At 65.4% G+C, this 18,565-nt stretch carries 9 protein-coding genes and 1 pseudogene; 1 reads left to right on the top strand and 9 read right to left on the bottom strand.

Going from position 1 to position 18,565, the window contains the following annotated elements; all coding sequences use genetic code 11:
- Positions 1-114 precede the first annotated feature (114 nt).
- From LQR33_RS02450 to LQR33_RS02420, 7 genes are all read right to left on the bottom strand, one after another.
- The gene (locus LQR33_RS02450) at positions 115-1,341 is read right to left on the bottom strand and encodes a glycosyltransferase family 4 protein (protein WP_231467315.1); all 1,227 of its coding nucleotides are present in this window, start codon (positions 1,339-1,341) and stop codon (positions 115-117) included.
- 1 nt (position 1,342) lies between these two features.
- Positions 1,343-2,764 carry an HlyD family type I secretion periplasmic adaptor subunit gene (locus tag LQR33_RS02445; RefSeq protein WP_221668821.1) on the bottom strand — a complete coding sequence of 474 codons (1,422 nt, stop codon included), beginning with the start codon at positions 2,762-2,764 and terminating at the stop codon, positions 1,343-1,345.
- 6 nt (positions 2,765-2,770) lie between these two features.
- Positions 2,771-4,915, bottom strand: coding sequence for a type I secretion system permease/ATPase (locus tag LQR33_RS02440; protein ID WP_231467311.1), 2,145 nt, complete (start codon positions 4,913-4,915; stop codon positions 2,771-2,773).
- A 368-nt stretch (positions 4,916-5,283) separates the two neighbouring features.
- Complete coding sequence (locus tag LQR33_RS02435; RefSeq protein ID WP_269326185.1) at positions 5,284-12,588, bottom strand: calcium-binding protein; 7,305 nt, start codon at positions 12,586-12,588, stop codon at positions 5,284-5,286.
- A gap of 47 nt (positions 12,589-12,635) precedes the next feature.
- A complete protein-coding gene (locus LQR33_RS02430) occupies positions 12,636-12,914 on the bottom strand; it encodes a hypothetical protein (RefSeq protein ID WP_166441470.1) in 279 nt (92 codons plus the stop codon).
- 431 nt (positions 12,915-13,345) lie between these two features.
- Positions 13,346-14,623: an MFS transporter gene (locus LQR33_RS02425; RefSeq protein WP_221664256.1), complete on the bottom strand. Its 1,278-nt coding sequence runs from the start codon at positions 14,621-14,623 to the stop codon at positions 13,346-13,348.
- 123 nt (positions 14,624-14,746) lie between these two features.
- Positions 14,747-15,613: a LysR family transcriptional regulator gene (locus tag LQR33_RS02420; protein ID WP_231467309.1), complete on the bottom strand. Its 867-nt coding sequence runs from the start codon at positions 15,611-15,613 to the stop codon at positions 14,747-14,749.
- A 50-nt stretch (positions 15,614-15,663) separates the two neighbouring features.
- On the opposite strand from LQR33_RS02420, the pseudogene LQR33_RS02415 reads away from it, so the two are divergent.
- Positions 15,664-16,922: pseudogene (locus LQR33_RS02415) on the top strand (MFS transporter).
- Positions 16,923-16,965: 43 nt separating this feature from the next.
- Here LQR33_RS02415 and holA read toward each other — a convergent pair.
- Positions 16,966-17,970 carry a DNA polymerase III subunit delta gene (gene holA / locus LQR33_RS02410; RefSeq protein WP_231467306.1) on the bottom strand — a complete coding sequence of 335 codons (1,005 nt, stop codon included), beginning with the start codon at positions 17,968-17,970 and terminating at the stop codon, positions 16,966-16,968.
- The gene (locus LQR33_RS02405; RefSeq protein ID WP_166441467.1) at positions 17,951-18,505 is read right to left on the bottom strand and encodes an LPS-assembly lipoprotein LptE; all 555 of its coding nucleotides are present in this window, start codon (positions 18,503-18,505) and stop codon (positions 17,951-17,953) included. Before LQR33_RS02405 ends, holA begins: the two co-directional genes overlap by 20 nt.
- Positions 18,506-18,565: the final 60 nt, after the last annotated feature.

Raw genomic sequence — 18,565 nt, 5'->3', positions numbered from 1 at the left:
GCCGTCGGTGCCCAGAATCAGGCCGTCGTCAGCTTGGGCTGTGTTCATTTCACGAAACAGATCTGTCATCTGAAAATTCCTTATTTTTGAATTTACGTACTGCCAAAACGCCGGTCAGGCCTGATGCGGGCAAGATCGTCCCGCATGCGCTCCCATACCCAGCAAATTCCGATACGCGACCAACCCTTCTTCCAAGCCATAGCGCCGCGCCGTACTCCGCGCCTGCTCACGCATCCCCGGCACGTCCTCGCCCAACGCGCTTCTCACCCGCGCCACCAGCGCCTCTCGATCAAAGAAACCCACTAGATGGCCATTCACGCCGTCGCGGATCACCTCGCGCAGCGGCGCGGTGTCCGACGCCACGATGCGGCAGCCGCTGGCCATCGCCTCCAGCAGGCTCCACGAGAGCACAAAGGGATAGGTCAGGTAGACGTGGACGGCGGAGACTTGCAGCACCTTGCGGTAGACGTCGTACGGCACCTTGCCGAGGAAGTGCACGCGGCTCGAATCGACTGGGTTTTCGCGCAGCAGCTTTTCGCGCCAGTGGGCGGCGTCCGCCGGCGCGCTGCCGTAACTGACGCCATCGCCGCCGACGATCACGACCTGACACTCGGGCTCGGCGCGCAGCAGCTCGGGCAGCGCCCGCATGAAAACGTGGAAGCCGCGGTAAGGCTCCAGATTGCGCGCGACGTAGGTGACGATCTTCTGCCCTGCGCGCAGCGTCCGGCCGTTCGGCAGCGCCAGTTCGGCGGCGGGGTCGGGCTTCAACAGCTCGGCGCGGATGCCTTCGTGCGCGACATGCAGCTTGTCGCGATAGGCCGCCGGATGCAGGCTGTGCTGCCAGTGGGTGGGGCAGACGCCGGCGTCGGCGTTCTCCAGGTTGAGCAGGTGCAGCGCGTTGCGGGCGCGCAGCCGCGCGGCGCCGTCCAGGCTGAGCGGAAATTCAGGGTCGAAGTCGGCGTCGGCCCCGCGGCCGTGGTAGAAGAATTCGCAGTAGTGGATCAGCCGCGCGTTCGGAAACAGGTCTTTCAGGAACAGCGTCTCGCCCCAGCCTGGGTGGGCGAGGATCACATCGGGCCGATAGCCGCGATTGGCCAAGGGTTGCAGGGTCCGCAGCACCGCCTGGCCGTGCAGCACCGCGTCTTCGTAGCTGAACAGATAAGGGTGGGCCTGGCGGCTGGGCTGGCGGTGCGGCTTGTAGCGCAGCAGCCGCACGCCCTGCAGGCCGGGAGCGGTGTCGCGCCCCACCGCCAGCAGGTCGATATCGGGCCGGGTTTTCAGATCATCGGCGATGTGGCGCAGCTGGCCGGGGAAATTCTGGTGGATCAGCAGGAGCCTCATCTCAACGTTCTCGCATGCCTTCGCCGACGTGTTCCTGCAGCGGGCTGAGGAAGTAGTCGATCACCCGGCGCTTGCCGGTCTTGATCTCGGCGCTGACCGCCATGCCGGCGCTCAAGTTGACGCGCGCGCCGTCTATCACCAGATGGCTTTGCTTCAGCCGGATACGGGCGGGAAACAACAGGCCGCGCTTTTCGTCCTGCTGCGCGTCGTGGCTGACGGTTTCCACTACGCCGTCCAGGTAGCCGTAGCGGGTGTAGGGGAAGCTTTCCACCTTCACCGTCACCGCCTGGCCGGGCCGGACAAAGCCGATGTCCTTGTTCTCGATCTGCGCTTCCACTTCCAGCGCCTCGTTGGCTGGCACCACGGCCAGCAACGGCTGAGCCTCGGTCACCACGCCGCCGACGGTGTGGATGGCCAGTTGCTGCACGCTGCCGGACACCGGCGCGGTGAGCTGGGTCAGCGCCTGGCGGCGGCCGGTCTTCTTCACTTCCTCGCCGGACTGAGTAGTCTGCTCGCGCGCTTCGCGCAGCTTGTCCAGCGCGTCGCTGCGGAAGTTGGCGGTCAGCGCTTCCAGCTCTTCGCGCTGGCTGGCGATAGCGGCGGCCAGCTCCTGGATGCGGCTCTTCTGGCTGGCCAGATCGCCCTGCTGCTCGATGCGCGCCTGCTGCTTGTCGAGATAGGCGTGCTTGGAGATGAAGTTTTTGTCCAGCAGCTCCTGGTAGTCATGCTCGCGCGCTTCGGCCAGCCGCACCGTGCCCTGCAGCTTGATCACCTGCTGGCGGGTGGTGGACAGCTCGGCTTCGCGCTGGCGCAGCGTGGCCTGCAGCGCATCGCGCTTGGCCTGGTAGGCGCGCCACTGGCCGACAGCCAGCGCTTCCTCGCTCAACTGCTTGGCCGGGTCGACGCCGTCCAGCTTCTCCAACTGCGGCAGCCGGCCGTTGTCCAGCGCGGCCAGCAGCGCCTGGTAGCGGGCGCCGGCCAGGCGGGCGGTTTCCAGCGCGTCGCCGGCCTTGCGGTTGTCGGCGCCGGCAGCGGTGGCGTCCAGCTCGATCAATAGCTGGCCGGCCTTGACCAACTGGCCGTCGCGCACGTGAATGGCCTTGACCACGCTGGGCTCCAGCGGCTGGATGATCTTGGTTCGGCCGCCGCTGACGGTCTTGCCGCCGGCGGCGGCGACGATGTCCAGCTGGCCGATCAGCGCCCACAGCAGCGCGCAGACAAACAGCGCGACGATGACGCGCATGCTCCAGCGCGGCAAGGGCGAAGCCGGGCTGTCGGTCAGCTCCAGATGGGCGGGCAGGAACGCCAGCTCATCCTCGCTGCGCGGCTTGGGGTCAAGCTGGTGGCGGATGGACCAATGGTCGGCGAATGCCTGGCGGTAGCGTTGCAGGAAGCCCCGCAACGCCTCAATCTGATGTTTCATCTCGGCTTATCCTTGCTGCAGGCTGTGGAGGTGGGCGTAGTAGCCGCCGGGCTTCTGCGCCAGTTCGGCGTGGCTGCCGGCCTCGACGATCACGCCCTTGTCCATCGCGATGATGCGGTGGGCACCGCGCACGGTGGACAGGCGGTGGGCGATGATCAGCACGGTGCGGCCCTGGCAGATCGCGCGCATGTTCTGCATCACCGCGCGCTCGGACTCGTAGTCCAGCGCGCTGGTGGCCTCGTCCAGGATCAGGATGCGCGGATTGCAGACCAGCGCGCGGGCGATGGCGATGCGCTGGCGCTGGCCGCCGGACAGGCTGGCGCCGTGCTCGCCGACCATGGTGTCGTAGCCCTCGGCCAGCTCCATGATGAAGTCGTGTGCGCCGGCCAGCTTGGCGGCGCGGATCACCGCGTCCAGCGACATGCCGGGATCGGACAGCGCGATGTTGTCGCGCACGCTGCGGTTGAACAGCAGGTTCTCCTGCAGCACCACGCCGATCTGGCGGCGCAGCCAGGCCGGATCAGCCAGGGCCAGATCGTTGCCGTCCACCAGCACGCGGCCGGATTCCGGCACGTACAGCCGCTGCACCAGCTTGGTCAGCGTGCTCTTGCCGGAGCCGGAGCGGCCGACGATGCCCACCACCTCGCCGGCGCGGATGTCCAGGCTCAGCTTGCGCAGGATCTCCGGGCCGTCCGGGCGGTAGCGGAACACCACCTGGTCGAACTCGATCTTGCCCTGGATGGGCGGCAGCGCCGCGCGGCTGGCCGGCAATTCGGTGCGGGTGTTGAGGATGTCGCCCAGCCGCTCCACCGAAATGCCTACCTGCTGGAAGTCCTGCCACAACTGGGCCAGGCGCACCACCGGTGCCGCCACTTGGCCGGCCAGCATATTGAAGGCGATCAGCTGGCCGACCGACAAATCGCCGCCGATCACCAGCTTGGCCCCTAGCCACAAGGTGGCCACCGTCACCAGCTTCTGGATCAGCTGCACGCCGTTCTGGCCGATATTGGCCAGCCGCGTCACGCGGAAGCCGGCAGCCACGTAGGCCGCCAGCTGGTTGTCCCAGCGCCGGGTCATGTGCGGCTCCACCGCCATCGACTTGATGGTGCCGATGCCGCCCACCGACTCCACCAGGAAGGACTGGTTATCGGCGCCGCGGGCGAACTTCTCGTCCAGCCGCCGGCGCAACAGCGGCGTCAGCATGGCCGACCAGGCGGCGTAGCATGGCAAGGAAATCACCACGATCAGCGTCAGCCAGCCGCTGTAATAGAACATCACCGCCAGGAACACGAAGGAGAACAGCAGGTCCAGCACCGTGGTCAGCGCCTGGCCGGTGAGGAAATTGCGGATGCTGTCCAGCTCGCGCACCCGCGCCACGGTGTCGCCGACGCGGCGCGCCTCGTAATAGGCCAGCGGCAACGCCAACAGGTGGCGGAACAAGCGAGCGCCCAGCTCCACGTCGATGCGGCTGGTGGTGTGGGCGAACACGTGGCCGCGCAAGGCGGACAGAATCACGTTGAACACCGACAGCGCCAGCAGGCCGACAGCGATCACGTCCAGCGTGTTGAAGGCGCGGTTGACCAGCACCTTGTCCATCACCACCTGGAAGAACAGCGGCGTCACCAGCGCGAACAGCTGCAGCACGAAGGACACGCCCAGCACTTCCAGCAGCAGCTTGCGGTACTTGACGATGGCCGGCACGAACCAGGTGAAATCGAACTTGACCAGCGCCCCGGCCGCCGACGCGCGCGAGGCGACCACCAGCAGTCGGCCATCATAGCGCGCCGCCAGCTCGTCCAGGCTCAACACCACGGGACGACCCTGCTTCAGATCGTGGATCAAGACTTTGTCGCCGTCGCAGCGGGCGACGATGAAGTGCTCGCCATTGGCCGCCAGCGCCAGCGCCGGCAAGGCCATCAGGCCGATGCGGTCCAGCGGCTGCTGGACGATCTTGGCTTTCAGTTCCAGGTGCTTGGCGGCGAGGAGGAGATCGGTTTCGGAGAAGGGTTCGGCGGAGCGGCCGAATTGGTGGGAGAGCTGCTCGGGGTCGGCGGCGATGCCGTGGAACTGGGCCAGCAGCACCAGGCCGAGCAGGCCATGATCTGGCGCCGAAGCTCCCGGCACGGTTTGACCGCTAATAGGATCAGACATATTTTTAATTGAACTGGCAATAAGGATGGGAATTTGCAAAGGAAAATACCGGCTTTTCCTTTAAACAAAAATGTTAATTTTTACCAATTAAAAAATTGCCATCCCACCAGCGAAGTCAAACAAAGGCCAATTACCAGCAAATTTCCATCTTTGATCAGCCACCCTGAATAAGACAGGCCAAAACTCCTCTCGCCATTCATTCTGCTTTATCGCCAGACCGACACAAATCACACCGCTGTTGATACGTATAATTACTTACATAGCTAAAACTCTAAATATCTTCCCAGCCACTCCCCTGCCGCCAAGACAATAAAAAAAGCCACGCATCTGCATGCGTGGCTTTGCGATCAAACATCAGACCTGTTTATTTACTTCCAGCTCGACGCCATCACAGTCTGCAGACCGGTCTGATAATCGGCCGGCAGCGTCATCTGACCGGCAGCCGGCGGATTGAACGCCGCCATCGCCGTCACCAGCGCCTGGACCTGCGAAGCCGCCAGCGCCTTGCCATCGCCGGAGCGTATGGTTTCCAGCTGATTGGCGGCACTGCCGAACCAGTTGTCCACCACCACCTTGTCGCCGCCGCCGATCACGCTGACTTCCAGACTGTTGTTCTGGCGACGGAACCACAGCTGATCGGCGTTGACGCCCTTGTCGAATTCCAGCGCATCCTGCCCGCCGGAATCCTGCACCAGGTCCACGCCGTCGCCGCGACCGAAACGGTAGCTGTCATTGCCCTCGCCTCCGTTGAGGGTATCGTTGCCGATGCCGCCACGCAGCGTGTCGTTGCCAACGTCGCCGTTGAGCACGTCAAAGCCGTCGCCGCCTTCCAGCAGGTCGTTGCCGTTGCCGCCGTTCAGCGAGTCGTTGCCGCTGCCGCCCAGCAGCGTGTCGTCGCCGTCGCCGCCGGACAGCAGGTCGTTGCCGCCCTGGCCTTCCAGCAGGTCATTGCCCTGGTAGCCGTAGAGCGTGTCGTTGCCGTCTCCGCCCTGCAGATGGTCCTGGCCATGCCAGCCGTCGATGCTGTCGTTGCCATCGCCGCCGACGAAGCCGATCACCCGTTTCTTCAGGTCGTCGATGCCCCATTCCGCGCCCGTGCTGGCGAAGGTGATCCGCTCGATCCAGTTGACGTCGGACGCCGAGCTGTTGAACCAATCCTTCACCGTCACGCTGTCCTGCCCGTTCACGTGGCGGAAGGCCAGGTCGTTGCCGACGCGCACCACCTGGATGTCCGCTTCCTGGATGTCCGGACCGAAGCGCAGTTCGTCGCGGAAGTCGACGCCGCTGGAGGTGTTGTTGCTCGCGCCCGCCTTGTCGATGATCAGGTCGTTGCCGTCGCCGACATTGAACAGGTACAGGTCGCGCGCGAAGCTGCCCACCAGCGTGTCGTCGCCGGCGCCGCCTTCGAAGGTGTGGTCGTAGCTCCACCAGTTGCCGGCTTCGATCCGGTCGTTGCCCGCCCCGCCCCGCAGCGTGTCCTTCTCCGCGCCTTGGTAGTGGTGGGTGGCCGGGTAGTACCGCGCGTCGTCGCTGAAGTTGCCGTTGTAAGCGGTATCTCCGCCATAGATCACGTCGTCGCCGTCGCCGCCTTCGATCAGGTCGGCGCCCGCGCCGCCGGTCAGGGTATCGTTGCCGATGCCGCCACGCAGCGTGTCGTTGCCAACGTCGCCGTTGAGCACGTCAAAGCCGTCGCCGCCTTCCAGCAGGTCGTTGCCGTTGCCGCCGTTCAGCGAGTCGTTGCCGCTGCCGCCCAACAGCGTGTCGTCGCCGTCGCCGCCGGACAGCAGGTCGTTGCCGCCCAGGCCGAAGATCACGTCATTGCCCTTGGCGCCGTTCAAGGTATCGTTGCCGTCGGTGCCGCTCACCGTGACAGCGACGTATTTGATCAGCTCGCTGACCGTCCACGCCGTGCCGTTGGCGAATATCACGCTGCCGCCCCACTGCGCCTTGTCGGTGAAGCCGCCCTTGATGGTGACGCTGTCCACGCCATTGATGTGCTTGAGCAGGATGTCGTCGCCGCTGCGGATCACCAGGATGTCGGTGACGCTGATGCCTACGCCGAAGCGCAGTTCGTCGCCCGCGCTGAAGACGGACAGATTGCCGTTGTTCGCGCCGTAATGGATGACGTCCTGGCCATCGCCCAGATTGAAAATGAAGATGTCCTTGCCGTCGCCGCCGATCAGCGTGTCGTTGCCCTTGCCGCCTTCGAATCGGGTCACGCCGCTGACGCCGCCGCCCATCAGGGTGTCGTCGCCGTTGGTGCCGGTGACGACGCCTATGCCCCATTGGTCGATCTGGTGCGCCGACCAGACCACGCCGTCGGCGAACACCACCTGGCTGATCCAGTTGCCCTCCGACAGATACCAGTCGCGGATCAGGATGGAATCGCTGCCGTTGATGTGGCGGAGCACGATGTCGTTGCCGCTGCGCGCCACGCGGATGTCGTTGGCGACGATATTGACGCCGAAGCGGATCTCATTGTGCGCCGACTGCGTCTGGATGGTCGGGCTGTTGACGATGATGTCCTGCCCATCGCCCAGATTGAACCGGTAGATGTCCTTGTCGCCGCCGCCGCGCAGGGTGTCGTTGCCCTTGCCGCCGTCCAGGATGGACACGCCGCCGCCGCCGCTGATCAGGATGTCGTTGCCGCCGCCGCCCAGCAGGGTGTCGGCGCCGCCGCCTCCCACCAGCGTGTCGTTGCCTTCGCCGCCGTCCAGCAGATCATTGCCCTTTCCGCCTTGCAGCGAATCATTGCCGGCGGTGCCGATATAGATGCCCAGGCTGCGTTGTTCGATCTGCAGCGTGTTCCAGTTGTCGCCATTGGCGAATACCGCCCGCTCGATGCGGTGTCCTTCTCCGACAAACCAGTTGCGGACCAGGATGGAATCCTTGCCGTTGACGTGTTGGAACAGGATGTCGTCGCCGCTGCGCGTCACCACGATGTCGGTGACGGCGATGCCGACGCCGAAGCGGATTTCGCCATGCAGGCTGAGGCTGACGCCCAATTCGTTGTGGACGATCACATCCTGGCCGTCGCCCAGATTGAAGATGTAGGTATTGCTCCCGGCGTTGCCCTTCAGGATATCGTTGCCTCTGCCGCCTTCCAGAACGGCAATGCCGCCGCCGGCGCTGATCAACACATCGTCGCCCGCGCCGCCTCTCAGCGTATCCTTGCCGCCGCGGCCGATCAGGGTGTCGTTGCCATCGGTGCCGATGTACACGCCGGTCGCCCACTGGTTGATCTGGACGGCGCTCCATGCCACGCCGTCGGCGAACACCACCGAGCCGACCTGCGCCGCCGCGCTGGAGAACCAGCCTTGCACCAGCACCGAGTCCACGCCGTTGACGTGGCGCAGCACCAGGTCCGCGCCTACCTGGACCACGGTGATGTCGGCGGCGACGATGCCGACGCCGAAACGGATCTCGCTCTGGTGATTGACGTTGACGCTCACCGAATTGTTGATGATGACATCGCCGCCGTCGCCGAGATTGAACACGTAGATGTCCTGGCTGCCGCCGCCCTTCAGCGTGTCATTGCCCTTGCCGCCTTCCAGGATGGAGACGCTGCCGCCGCCGCTGATCAGCACGTCGTTGCCGGCGCCGCCCTTCAGCGTGTCCTTGCCGTTGCCGCCGATCAGCGTGTCATCGCCGTCGCCGCCGTCCAGCAGGTTGTCGCGGCCCTTGAGGCCGCTGAGCGCATCGCCGCCGCTGCCGCCGATGAAAATGCCCTGGCTGCGCTGGGTCAGCTCGACGGCGCTCCACACCGCGCCGCCGGCGAACACCACGCTGCCCACCTGGGCCGCCGCGCTGAGGAACCAGCCCTGGATGCGCACCGCATCCTGGCCATTCACATGCTGCAGCACCAGATCGTCGCCGATCTGCGCCACCACGATATCGGTGACGGCGATGCCGACGCCCAGGCGGATCTCGCTCTGGTGATTGACGTTGACGCTCAGGCTGTTGTTGATGATCAGGTCCTGGCCGTCGCCGACATTGAAGATGTAGATGTCGCGGTCGCCGCCGCCCTTCAGCGTGTCGTTGCCCTTGCCGCCCTCTAGGATGGAAACGCTGCCCGCGCCGCTGATCAGCACGTCGTTGCCGGCGCCGCCCTTCAGCGTGTCCTTGCCGTTGCCGCCGATCAGCGTGTCGTCGCCGTCGCCGCCATCCAGCAGATTGTCCTTGCCGCCGCCCTGCAGCACATCGCTGCCGCTGCCGCCGATGACCACGCCGGTGCCGCGCTGGTTGAGCTGGGCGGCGGTCCACACCGCGCCGTCGGCGAATTTCACGCCGCCGACCCAATGCGCCTCGCCCAGGAACCACCCTTGGATGGCGATCGAATCGACGCCGTTGACGTGCCGCAGCACCAGGTCGCTGCCTACCTGCACCACGCGGATGTCGTTGGCCGAAATGCCCGCGCCCAGGCGGATCTCGCTGCTGACGCCCATGGCCACGTTCAACGCGTTGTTGACCACCACGTCGTGGCCGTCGCCCAGGTTGAAGATGTAGATATTGTTGTCGGCGCCGCCCTGCAAGGTGTCGTCGCCCTTGCCGCCTTCCAGGATGGCGGTGCCGCTGCCGCCGGCGATCAGCACATCGTTGCCGGCGCCGCCCTTCAGGGTATCGTTGCCGCCGCCGCCGATCAGCGTGTCGTCGCCGTCGCCGCCGTCCAGCAGATCATTGCCCTTGCCGCCGCGCACCGTGTCGCTGCCGCTGCCGCCGATGAAAATGCCCTGGCTGAACTGCACGATCTGCGCCGCGGTCCAGCTGACGCCGCTGGCGAATACCACGCTGCCCACTTGGGCGGCGGTCGCGGCGAACCAGCCCTGGATCACGATGGCGTCCGCGCCGTTGGCGTGCTGCAGGATGATGTCGTCGCCGGAGCGCGCCACCTGGATGTCGGCGGCGACGATGCCGGCGCCGAAGCGGATTTCGCTGTGATGGGCGATGCCGACGCTGACCGAGTTGTTGATGATGACGTCGCGGCCGTCGCCCAGATTGAAGATGTAGATGTCGTTGGCCGATCCGCCCTTCAGCGTATCGTCGCCCTTGCCGCCTTCCAGCAGGTTGACGCCGCTGCCGGCGCTGATCAGCACATCGTTGCCGGCCCCGCCCTTCAAGGTGTCGTTGCCGCCGCCGCCGATCAGCGTGTCGTCGCCGTCGCCGCCATCCAGCAGATCATTGCCGGCGCTGCCGGTCAGCGCGTCGTTGCCCGCGCCGCCCACCACGATACCGCTGCTCCACTGGTTGATCTGCAGACCGGTCCAGCTGACGCCGCCGGAGAAGGCCACCTTGCTGATCCAGTTCACTTCTCCCAGGAACCAGTTGCGGATCAGGATCGAGTCCTGGCCGTTGATGTGCTTGAGCAGCACGTCGTTGCCGGCGCGCACCACCTTGACGTCGGCCTCTGCGATGCCTGCGCCGAAGCGGATCTCGCTGTAGTGCTTGATGTCGACGCCGACGCTGCCGTTGATGATGACATCGTTGCCGTCGCCCAGATTGAAGATGTAGATGTCGGACTGGCCGCCGCCGGTCAGGGTGTCGTCGCCCTTGCCGCCTTCCAGCACGCTGCTGCCGCCGCCGGCGCTGCTGATCACGTCGTTGCCGGCGCCGCCCTTCAGCGTGTCGTTGCCGCCGCCGCCCAGGATGGTGTCGTTGCCCGCGCCGCCGTCCAGCAGCTCGTCGCCCTTGCCGCCCTTGATCTGATCGTCTCCCGGCGTGCCGGTGGCCGCCACCGCCTTGGCCAGCGCGTCGGCCGCGCTCCATGTCGTGCCGTCGGCGAACGCCACCTCCCCGGCCCAGCCGGTCTTGTCCACCGCGCCGTTCTTGATGGTGATGCTGTCCACGCCGTTGGCGTGCTGCAGGATCAGGTCCTTGCCCACCGCGTAAACCGAGATGTCGGATGCCCGGATGCCTTCCAGGAAACGGATCTGGTCGCCCTTGCTGTACATGGCGAGTTTGGCGATCGCGACGCCGTAGTTGAGGGTATCCCGTCCGTCGCCCAGGCCGAACACGAAGACATCCCGTCCGGTGCTCCCCATCAGGAAATCGTTGCCGGTGCCGCCTTTCAAGGTATCGTTGCCGCCAGCGCCCACCAGCGTATCGTTGCCGGCTCCGCCATCAATGAAGTTATCTTCCGCCGAACCTTGCAGCGCTTCGTCTTCGTCGCTGCCGGCAATCACCTCAACCACACGCTGTTCCAACTCATCCCCCTTCCACACGCTGCCGTCGGCGAACACGATCCGGCCCTGCCAGCCGTGCTCCACGCTGAAACCGCCTTGTATCGTCACCGAGTCGGCGCCGTTCAGATGCGCCAGCACGATGTCGTCTCCCACGCGCTCCACATGGATGTCGCCGATCGCGATGCCCGCGCCGAAGCGGACTTCATCCTGCAGCGTCACCGCCACATCCACGCCGTGCGCGGCGATCACGTCATGGCCATGGCCGCGCTCGAACACGTACACATCCGCTCCCGCTCCGCCATGCAGCGTGTCGCTGCCCGCCCCGCCGATGAAAGTATCCGCGCCGCCATGGCCGATCAGCACATCGTTGCCGGCCCCGCCGATCAGGATGTCGCTGCCGTCCCAGCCCTCCAGCGTGTCGTCGCCGTCGGTGCCGGTGGTGGTGATGCGGATATCGGCCTGGGTCCATACCGTGCCGTCGGCGAAGGCGATGCGTTCGATGCGGCTGGCCAGGCTGGCGAAATAGCCTTCCACCACCAGGCGGTCGCTGCCGTTGGCGTGCGTCAGCACCAGATTGACGCCCTGGCGGATCACGGTGATGTCCTTGGCCAGGATGCCGGCGCCGAAGCGGATTTCGTCCTGAACGGACACGTCCGCGCCGCCGGCGTCGCGAATCAGGTCCGCGCCGTCGCCCAGATTGAAAATGTAGATGTCGGCATCCGCGCCGCCGATCAGGGTATCGTTGCCCTTGCCGCCTTCCAGCACGTTGCGGCCGCTGCCGCCTTCCAGCCAGTCGTCGCCATCGCCGCCTTGCAACGTGTCGTTGCCGGCGCCGCCCAGCAGCTTGTCGTTGCCCGCGCCGCCCTCCAGCCAATCGTCGCCCTCGCGGCCGTTCAGGGTGTCGTTGCCAGCCAGACCGATCAGGTGGTCCTTGCCCATCCAGCCGGACATCGTCTCCTTGCGGTCGGTGCCGGTCTGAACGATCACCCGTTGCGCCAGATCGTCTATGGTCCACAGCGTGCCGTCGGCGAAGCGGATCTGCTCCACCCAGTAGCGCTTGTCGACGAACCAGTTCTGGATGGTGACGGAATCCTCGCCATTGCCATGCTGCAGCACCAGGTCGTTGCCGGCATGCAGCAGCTCGATGTCTTGCGGCGAGATGCCGGCGCCGAAGCGCAGCTCGTCGCGGTAGGCCGGATTGGCGTCAGCCTCGTTGCGCTTCTCAAGCGCGTTGTCGGAGATGACGTCGTTGCCGTCGCCCAGGTTGAACAGGTAGAGATCGCCATCCACGCCGCCGACCAAGCTGTCGTCGCCGCGGCCGCCTTCCAGCACGTTATGGCCGGCATCGCCGAACAGGGTGTCGTTGCCGTCGCCGCCTTGCAGCGTGTCGTCGCCTTCATAACCGTTCAGCACGTCGTCGCCCGCCCCTCCGCGCAGCAAATCGGCCTGCTTGGTTCCTTCCAATACGCCATCTTGATCAGATACCGCGTCCATACCATTTTGCGAAGCTGCCACTTTGCGTTCCTTTTTTTATTGATGAGTCATGCCTGGTCTTCTCTTCCATCGCGGCGATGGCTCTCCTTTTTCTGCGCGATCCAATCGCCCGCCATTCGCGTCCATGCGGCATGCCGCAAATCGGCGAAGCAAATGGCAAAGAAATGTCGACGCAAGCCGGACAGCGGGAATCGGGAGGAGCGGCGCATAGGCCAAGGAATGAGAAGCGTCTGAGAGTCAAGGCTCGGCATCGGCCAAATCGGCCGCTCGGCTGCCACCAAGCGGAAATGTAGCCAAGCATTGCCTGCACAGACAAAATCGGTCATCTATTTGCTAAAGCCAGAATTATTTCTAACTAAAATTTTACCGAAAAAAATAAGGCAAAAAGGACAGGAAATGGGCGTTAATTTTAACCAGTGCAAAAAATTCACACTTTAATGGCGTCAAATGATATGGACAGATAAATTGAGAACATAACCAGAGGAGCGCTTGGCAAAGAATCCTTCCTTTGCATTTCCATTGAATATCAGCGCATTGCAACGCCAAACTGTGGACGGTTTTTCTGCAAAGAAAATGGCTGCGCAACTGAAACTGAAGTAATGATTTATTGATTGTTACGTGTATTTACTTAGATGGATATGCATCAGTCTCTATTCGGCAATCGCCCTCGCGCGTATCTCCAAATCGCCGTGACCCCAATATATGCCGTTGCGCCGTAACGCAAAACTGAAAACCTTATCCGCGCAGAAAGCCCAGCTCAGACCTGCGCCGGCCGATGGCGCTCGATGCGGATGCGCAGCACCATCGCCGCGGCAAGCAGGCACAAGGCGCCGGAAATCATCGTCGCCACGGTGTAGCTGCCCAGACTGTTGCGCAGCATGCCCGCGCCCAGCGCGGCGAACGCGGCGCCCAACTGGTGGCCGGCGACGATCCAGCCGAACACCACCGGCGCCTGCTCGCTGCCGAACACGCCGGTGGTCAGCTTCACCGTCGGCGGCACCGTCGCCACCCAATCCAGACCGTAGAACAGGGCGAACAGCGGCAGGCCGTAGAAGTACTCCAGCCCGAAGGCATGCGGCAGGTACAGCAGCGCCAGCCCGCGCAGGCCGTAATAGACGAACAACAGCGCCTGCGGCGCGAAGCGGTCGGACAGCCAGCCGGACAGCGTGGTGCCCAGCAGGTCGAACATGCCCATCGCCGCCAGCAGGCTGGCGCCGCGCACCGGCGTCAACCCGTAATCGCCGCACATGGCGATGAAATGGGTGCCGATATAGCCGTTGGTGCTGGCGCCGCAAACGAAGAAACTGCCGAACAGCAACCAGAAATCGCCGGATCGGCTGGCGGTTTTCAGCGCGCCGAAGGCGATAACGATGGGATTGTGATGCACGGCCGCGGGCGGCGGCGCGTTTTCCGGCTCGCCCAGCGGGCGCAGGCCGATGCTGGCCGGCCGCTCCGGCAGCAACAGCCACGCTAGCGGAAACACGCAGACGATGCAGCCGGCGATCAGCCACACCGTGCCGCGCCAGCCATGCTGCCCGGTCAGCCAGGCCATCAGCGGCAGGAACACCAGCTGGCCAGTGGCCGAGCTGGCGGTCAGCAAGCCCATCGCCAAGCCGCGGTGATGGACGAACCAGCGGTTGACCACCGACGCCCCCAGCGTCATCGCCGTGGCGCCGGTGGCGCAGCCGACCATCACGCCCCACAGCAGCTGCAGCTGCCAGTTGCTGCGCATCAGCGTGGACAAGGCCACGCTGCCGGCCAGCAGCGCCAGCGCGCACAGCACCGTGCGTCTGAGGCCGAAGCGCAGCATCGCCGCAGCCGCGAACGGCCCCATCAGGCCGAACAGCGCCAGATTGATCGACAAGGCCAGCGAAATGGCCGAGCGGCTCCAGCCGAACTCGCGCTCCAGCGGCACCATCATCACGCTGGGCGCGGCGCGGATGGCCGCGGTAGTCAACATCACCAGGAAAGTGACGGCGACGGCGATCCAGGCATAGTGGAATCGCCCGCCTGTCCAATCGCGCATTCCGCTCATGCGTTCTCCTCCGCCGACAAAGCAACGTTTTAAACTTAGCAAGCCGGATGCGCTTCTGTTCCGCAGATCCGCGGGCGCCTGCTTGCCATCCCGCTTATCCACAGCCTTGCCGGATTTTAAACTTTATCCACAATCGCTAGAAACCTGGCCATGCATGAAGTCCAGAAAGGCTTTCAGCCGGGCGGACAGGCCCCGCGATGATGGCCAAAGCAGCCGCAACGCGATGAGTTCGCCGTTTTCACTGCTCAATAATGGCAGCAAGCTGCCATCGTCCAGCTCCCGTCGGATGGAAATATCCGGCAGACAGGCAATACCCTGCCCCTGCAACGCGAATTCCAGCCGCGCGTGCACGCTATTGCACACCAGCGCGCGCGGCAGTTCGGCATCGACCAAGGGCCACGCTTCCAATTTGCCGCTATTGGGCGAGCGGTAATGAATCAAACGATGGTCCGCCAGCCGCTCCGGGGTCTTTGGCGAGCCGTGGCGGGCCAGGTAATCCGGCGCGGCGACGATGAGGCGGCGGAATCCCGGCAAGACCAGGCTGCGCAGCTTGCTGTCGTCGCCCGCGCCTACCCGGATGGCCGCATCGAAGCCTTCCTCGATGATGTCCACATTGCGTTCGCTGTAATCCAGCTCCAGCGCCACCTCGGGATAACGCAGCTGGAATGCCGCCAGTTCCGCCATCATCACGCCGCCCACGGGCGGCAGGCTCAAGCGCAGTACGCCCTCGGGCAGGCATCCCGCCCGCTCCAGATCCGCGCGCATCGCCGCGGCCTCCTCCAGCATGCGCCGCCCCCGGCTCAGCACCGTCTCACCCTCCGCCGTCAGCGCCAGCGCGCGGGTGCTGCGCTGCAGAAGACGCGCGCCCAGCTCGGCCTCCAGCCGGCTGACGCGCTTGCCCACAGCCGATGCCGATACCCCCAGACTCCGTCCCGCGCCGACAAAGCTGCCTTGCTCGGCCACGGCGATGAACACTGCCAGATCACTCATTGAAGCCAGCACACTCCCCCCTTTCCAGAGCGGAAAGTGTAGCGCCATTCATGCCAAGCAGCTCCACACAGTGCGGAGCGGCCGCCAACTGTTTCCAGCCGAGACGGACGGTTAGGCTGGAGCCTTTCCTTCATCCAGGTATCGCCATGTCCTCACCCCGCTTGTTGAGCCCCGCCTTGTTGACGCTGGCGGCCGCGGCTTTCGCCATCGGCACCGCCGAATTCGTCATCATGGGTCTATTGCCGCTCATCGCCGCCGATCTGCGCGTCGACTTGCCCAGCGCCGGCTATCTGGTTTCCGGCTACGCGCTGGGCGTAGTGGCCGGCGGCCCGTTGCTGGCCGGCCTAATGGCCCGCCTCGAAGAAAAGCGCGCGCTGAGCGGCCTGATGCTGATCTTCATTGTCGGGAATCTGGCCTGCCTGCTGGCGCCCGGCCTGTGGTCGCTGCTGTTAGCGCGGATCTTCACGGCCTTCTGCCACGCCAGCCTCATCGGCGCGGCGGCGGTGATGGCGGCGCGGCTGGCCCCGGCCGGGCGATGGCGCTGATGTTCAGCGGCATGACGCTGGCCAATGTGCAGGGGGTTCCAGCCGGGACCCTGATCGGCCAATGGGCTGGCTGGCGCGCCAGCTTCGCCGCGGTGGCGGCGCTGGGCTTCATCACCTTGCTGCTGATCCGCGCGCTGCTGCCGACCCACACGGGAGACAGGACTGACGGCAAACCGCAAGCGCATTTGCCGGGGCGGGTCTGGCCGGCGCTGCTCGCCAGCGTGCTGGCCGCCGCCAGCATGTTCGCTTTCTTCACTTATTTGCTGCCGACGCTATCCCAAGTCAGCGGCCTGCCCCCTGAACGGTCCAGCGCGGCCTTGCTGCTCTGCGGCGTGGGACTGGTGGCGGGCGGCTGGATAGGCGGACGGCTGGCTGACGGGCAGCTCGACAAGGCGCTGCTCCTGACCCTGGCGCTGCTATGCGCCAGCCTGATCGCGTTCTGCCTGCTCGCCGCGCGCCTGCCCTTCGCGCTGGCGCTGATGACGCTATGGGGCGCCCTGGCTTTCGCCCTGTGCATGCTGCTGCAGACATTGGCGATACGGCTGGCAGGAGACGCCGCGGTCCAGGCATCCGCCTTCAACGTCGGCGCTTTCAATCTGGGCAATGCGCTGGGAGCCTGGCTGGCGGGAATATTGCTCAGCCATGGCGGCGTCTTGGAGCAGACTAGCCTGTTGGCCGCCGGATTGGCAGGACTGGCTCTTCCACTCGCCAGCCTCGCTCTGGCCTCTGCCGCGAAGCCAAACTCTGCCTGCATGCGCGCATGAAAAAACGGACCGCATGCGGTCCGTTTGTGATCGGGAAATCCCCCTAGGCGGCCAGCCTGGTCGCCAGCGCCCGCATGGTCTGCCAAGGCTCGCCCGGCTCGACGCCTTTGATCTGGCGGTCGATGCGCGCGCACTCGGACAAGGCGGCCATCAGCTTGCGCGGGCCGATGCGGCGCAGCGCCGGCTCTGCCAGCTTCTGCTTCTCGCCCCACAGCCTGAGCTCGCGGGCCATGTCGCGTGCCTGGCGGCCGTCTTTCAGCCCCTGGCGCAGCTTGAGCAGCATGCGCACGTCTTCGGCCAGCGACCACAACACCAGCACCGGCGCCTCGCCTTCGGCCATCAGCCCGTCCAGCATCCGCGTCAGCCTGGGCGTGTCGCCGGACAGCCAGGCCTCGGACAGCTGGAACACGTCGAAGCGGGCGACATTGGCCACCGCCGCCTGCAGATCGTCCAGGCTCAGCTCGCCCTTGGGATAGAGCAGCGCCAGCTTGTCCACTTCCTGCCGCGCGGCCAGCAGATTGCCTTCCACCCGGTCGACGAAGAACGCCAACGCCTCCGCGCCCAACTGCTGGCCCTGGGCCTTCAGCCGGCGGGCAATCCAGCCCGGCAGCTCGGCGCGGCCCACCGGACGCGCCTCCACCACCTGGGCGATCTTGTCCAGCGCGGTGAACCACTTGCTCTGCTGCTGCGCCTTATCCAGCTTGGGCAGCGTGATCAGGGTCACCGTGTCTTGCGGCGGAGCGGCGGCGAGGCGCTGCAGCGCTTCCGCGCCCTCGATGCCCGGCTTGCCGCCGGGAATGCGGATTTCCAGCAGTTTCAGCGAAGCGAACAGCGACACGCTGGACATCGAGTCAGTCAATTGCGACCAATCGAAGCCGCTTTCCACCGTCAGCACCTCGCGCTCCAGGTAGCCGGCGGCGCGCGCGGCGCCGCGGACGGCGTCGGCCGCCTCCAGCGCCAGCAGCGCCTCTTCGCCATGCACCAGGTACAGCGGCGCCAGCCCCTTGGCCAGCCCCGCGTTCAGCGCGTCAGGGCTGAGGGACGGCATCGGGCTTCACGCTTGCAGGACCGGCCAACGGCGCGGCTGGCACCTTCAGGTAAGCCAGCCGGCGCACCACTTGCTCGGCGGCGTCGCGGCGCGCGTCGGCCCACAGCAGGTCTTCCTCCTGCTGCTTGCCCAGCACCTGGTTGTCCGAGTAATTCAGGCTGCGGCGCACAGTCACCACCATGTCCGGATCGACCGGCACCCCGCCGATCACCGTGCGAACCACCACGGTATAGGTCAGCTGGTACTCGTTGATGCGGCCGCCAGTGTTGATGGTCAGGATGTCCTTGGACTGGTTCTCGCTGACCACGCTCACCACCGCCTGCGCGCCCTTGGGCTCGGACATCATCGTCAGCTTCGGATCGCGCGCGAACACGGTGCGCAGATCCCCGCCGATGGCGTTAGTCCCCGTTTCCAGATACAGCGTGGAGAACGGCAGCGGCTTGAGCGGGCCGCCCAGGCCGCGCAAATGGAAGCCGCAGGCGGTCAGCAACAGCGCGAAACCGGCCAACAGCGCGAATCTCAGAGAGTGTTTCATTGCATCCCCCATGGCGGATGATCCGCCAGGCAAAAACGGCGCAGGACAAACCGCCCCGCG

This window comes from Chromobacterium piscinae (assembly GCF_021129175.1).
In the GTDB taxonomy this organism is placed as follows: domain Bacteria; phylum Pseudomonadota; class Gammaproteobacteria; order Burkholderiales; family Chromobacteriaceae; genus Chromobacterium; species Chromobacterium piscinae.
This window is presented reverse-complemented; position numbering and strand designations above follow the sequence as displayed.

Coding starts and splice junctions, on each gene's coding strand:
- LQR33_RS02420 (WP_231467309.1), bottom strand. CDS start 15,613: ATGAGTGATCTGGCAGTGTTCATCGCCGTGGCCGAGCAAGGCAGCTTT.
- LQR33_RS02445 (WP_221668821.1), bottom strand. CDS start 2,764: ATGAAACATCAGATTGAGGCGTTGCGGGGCTTCCTGCAACGCTACCGC.
- LQR33_RS02440 (WP_231467311.1), bottom strand. CDS start 4,915: ATGTCTGATCCTATTAGCGGTCAAACCGTGCCGGGAGCTTCGGCGCCA.
- LQR33_RS02425 (WP_221664256.1), bottom strand. CDS start 14,623: ATGAGCGGAATGCGCGATTGGACAGGCGGGCGATTCCACTATGCCTGG.
- LQR33_RS02430 (WP_166441470.1), bottom strand. CDS start 12,914: ATGACCGATTTTGTCTGTGCAGGCAATGCTTGGCTACATTTCCGCTTG.
- LQR33_RS02435 (WP_269326185.1), bottom strand. CDS start 12,588: ATGGACGCGGTATCTGATCAAGATGGCGTATTGGAAGGAACCAAGCAG.
- holA (WP_231467306.1), bottom strand. CDS start 17,970: ATGCCGTCCCTCAGCCCTGACGCGCTGAACGCGGGGCTGGCCAAGGGG.
- LQR33_RS02450 (WP_231467315.1), bottom strand. CDS start 1,341: ATGAGGCTCCTGCTGATCCACCAGAATTTCCCCGGCCAGCTGCGCCAC.
- LQR33_RS02405 (WP_166441467.1), bottom strand. CDS start 18,505: ATGAAACACTCTCTGAGATTCGCGCTGTTGGCCGGTTTCGCGCTGTTG.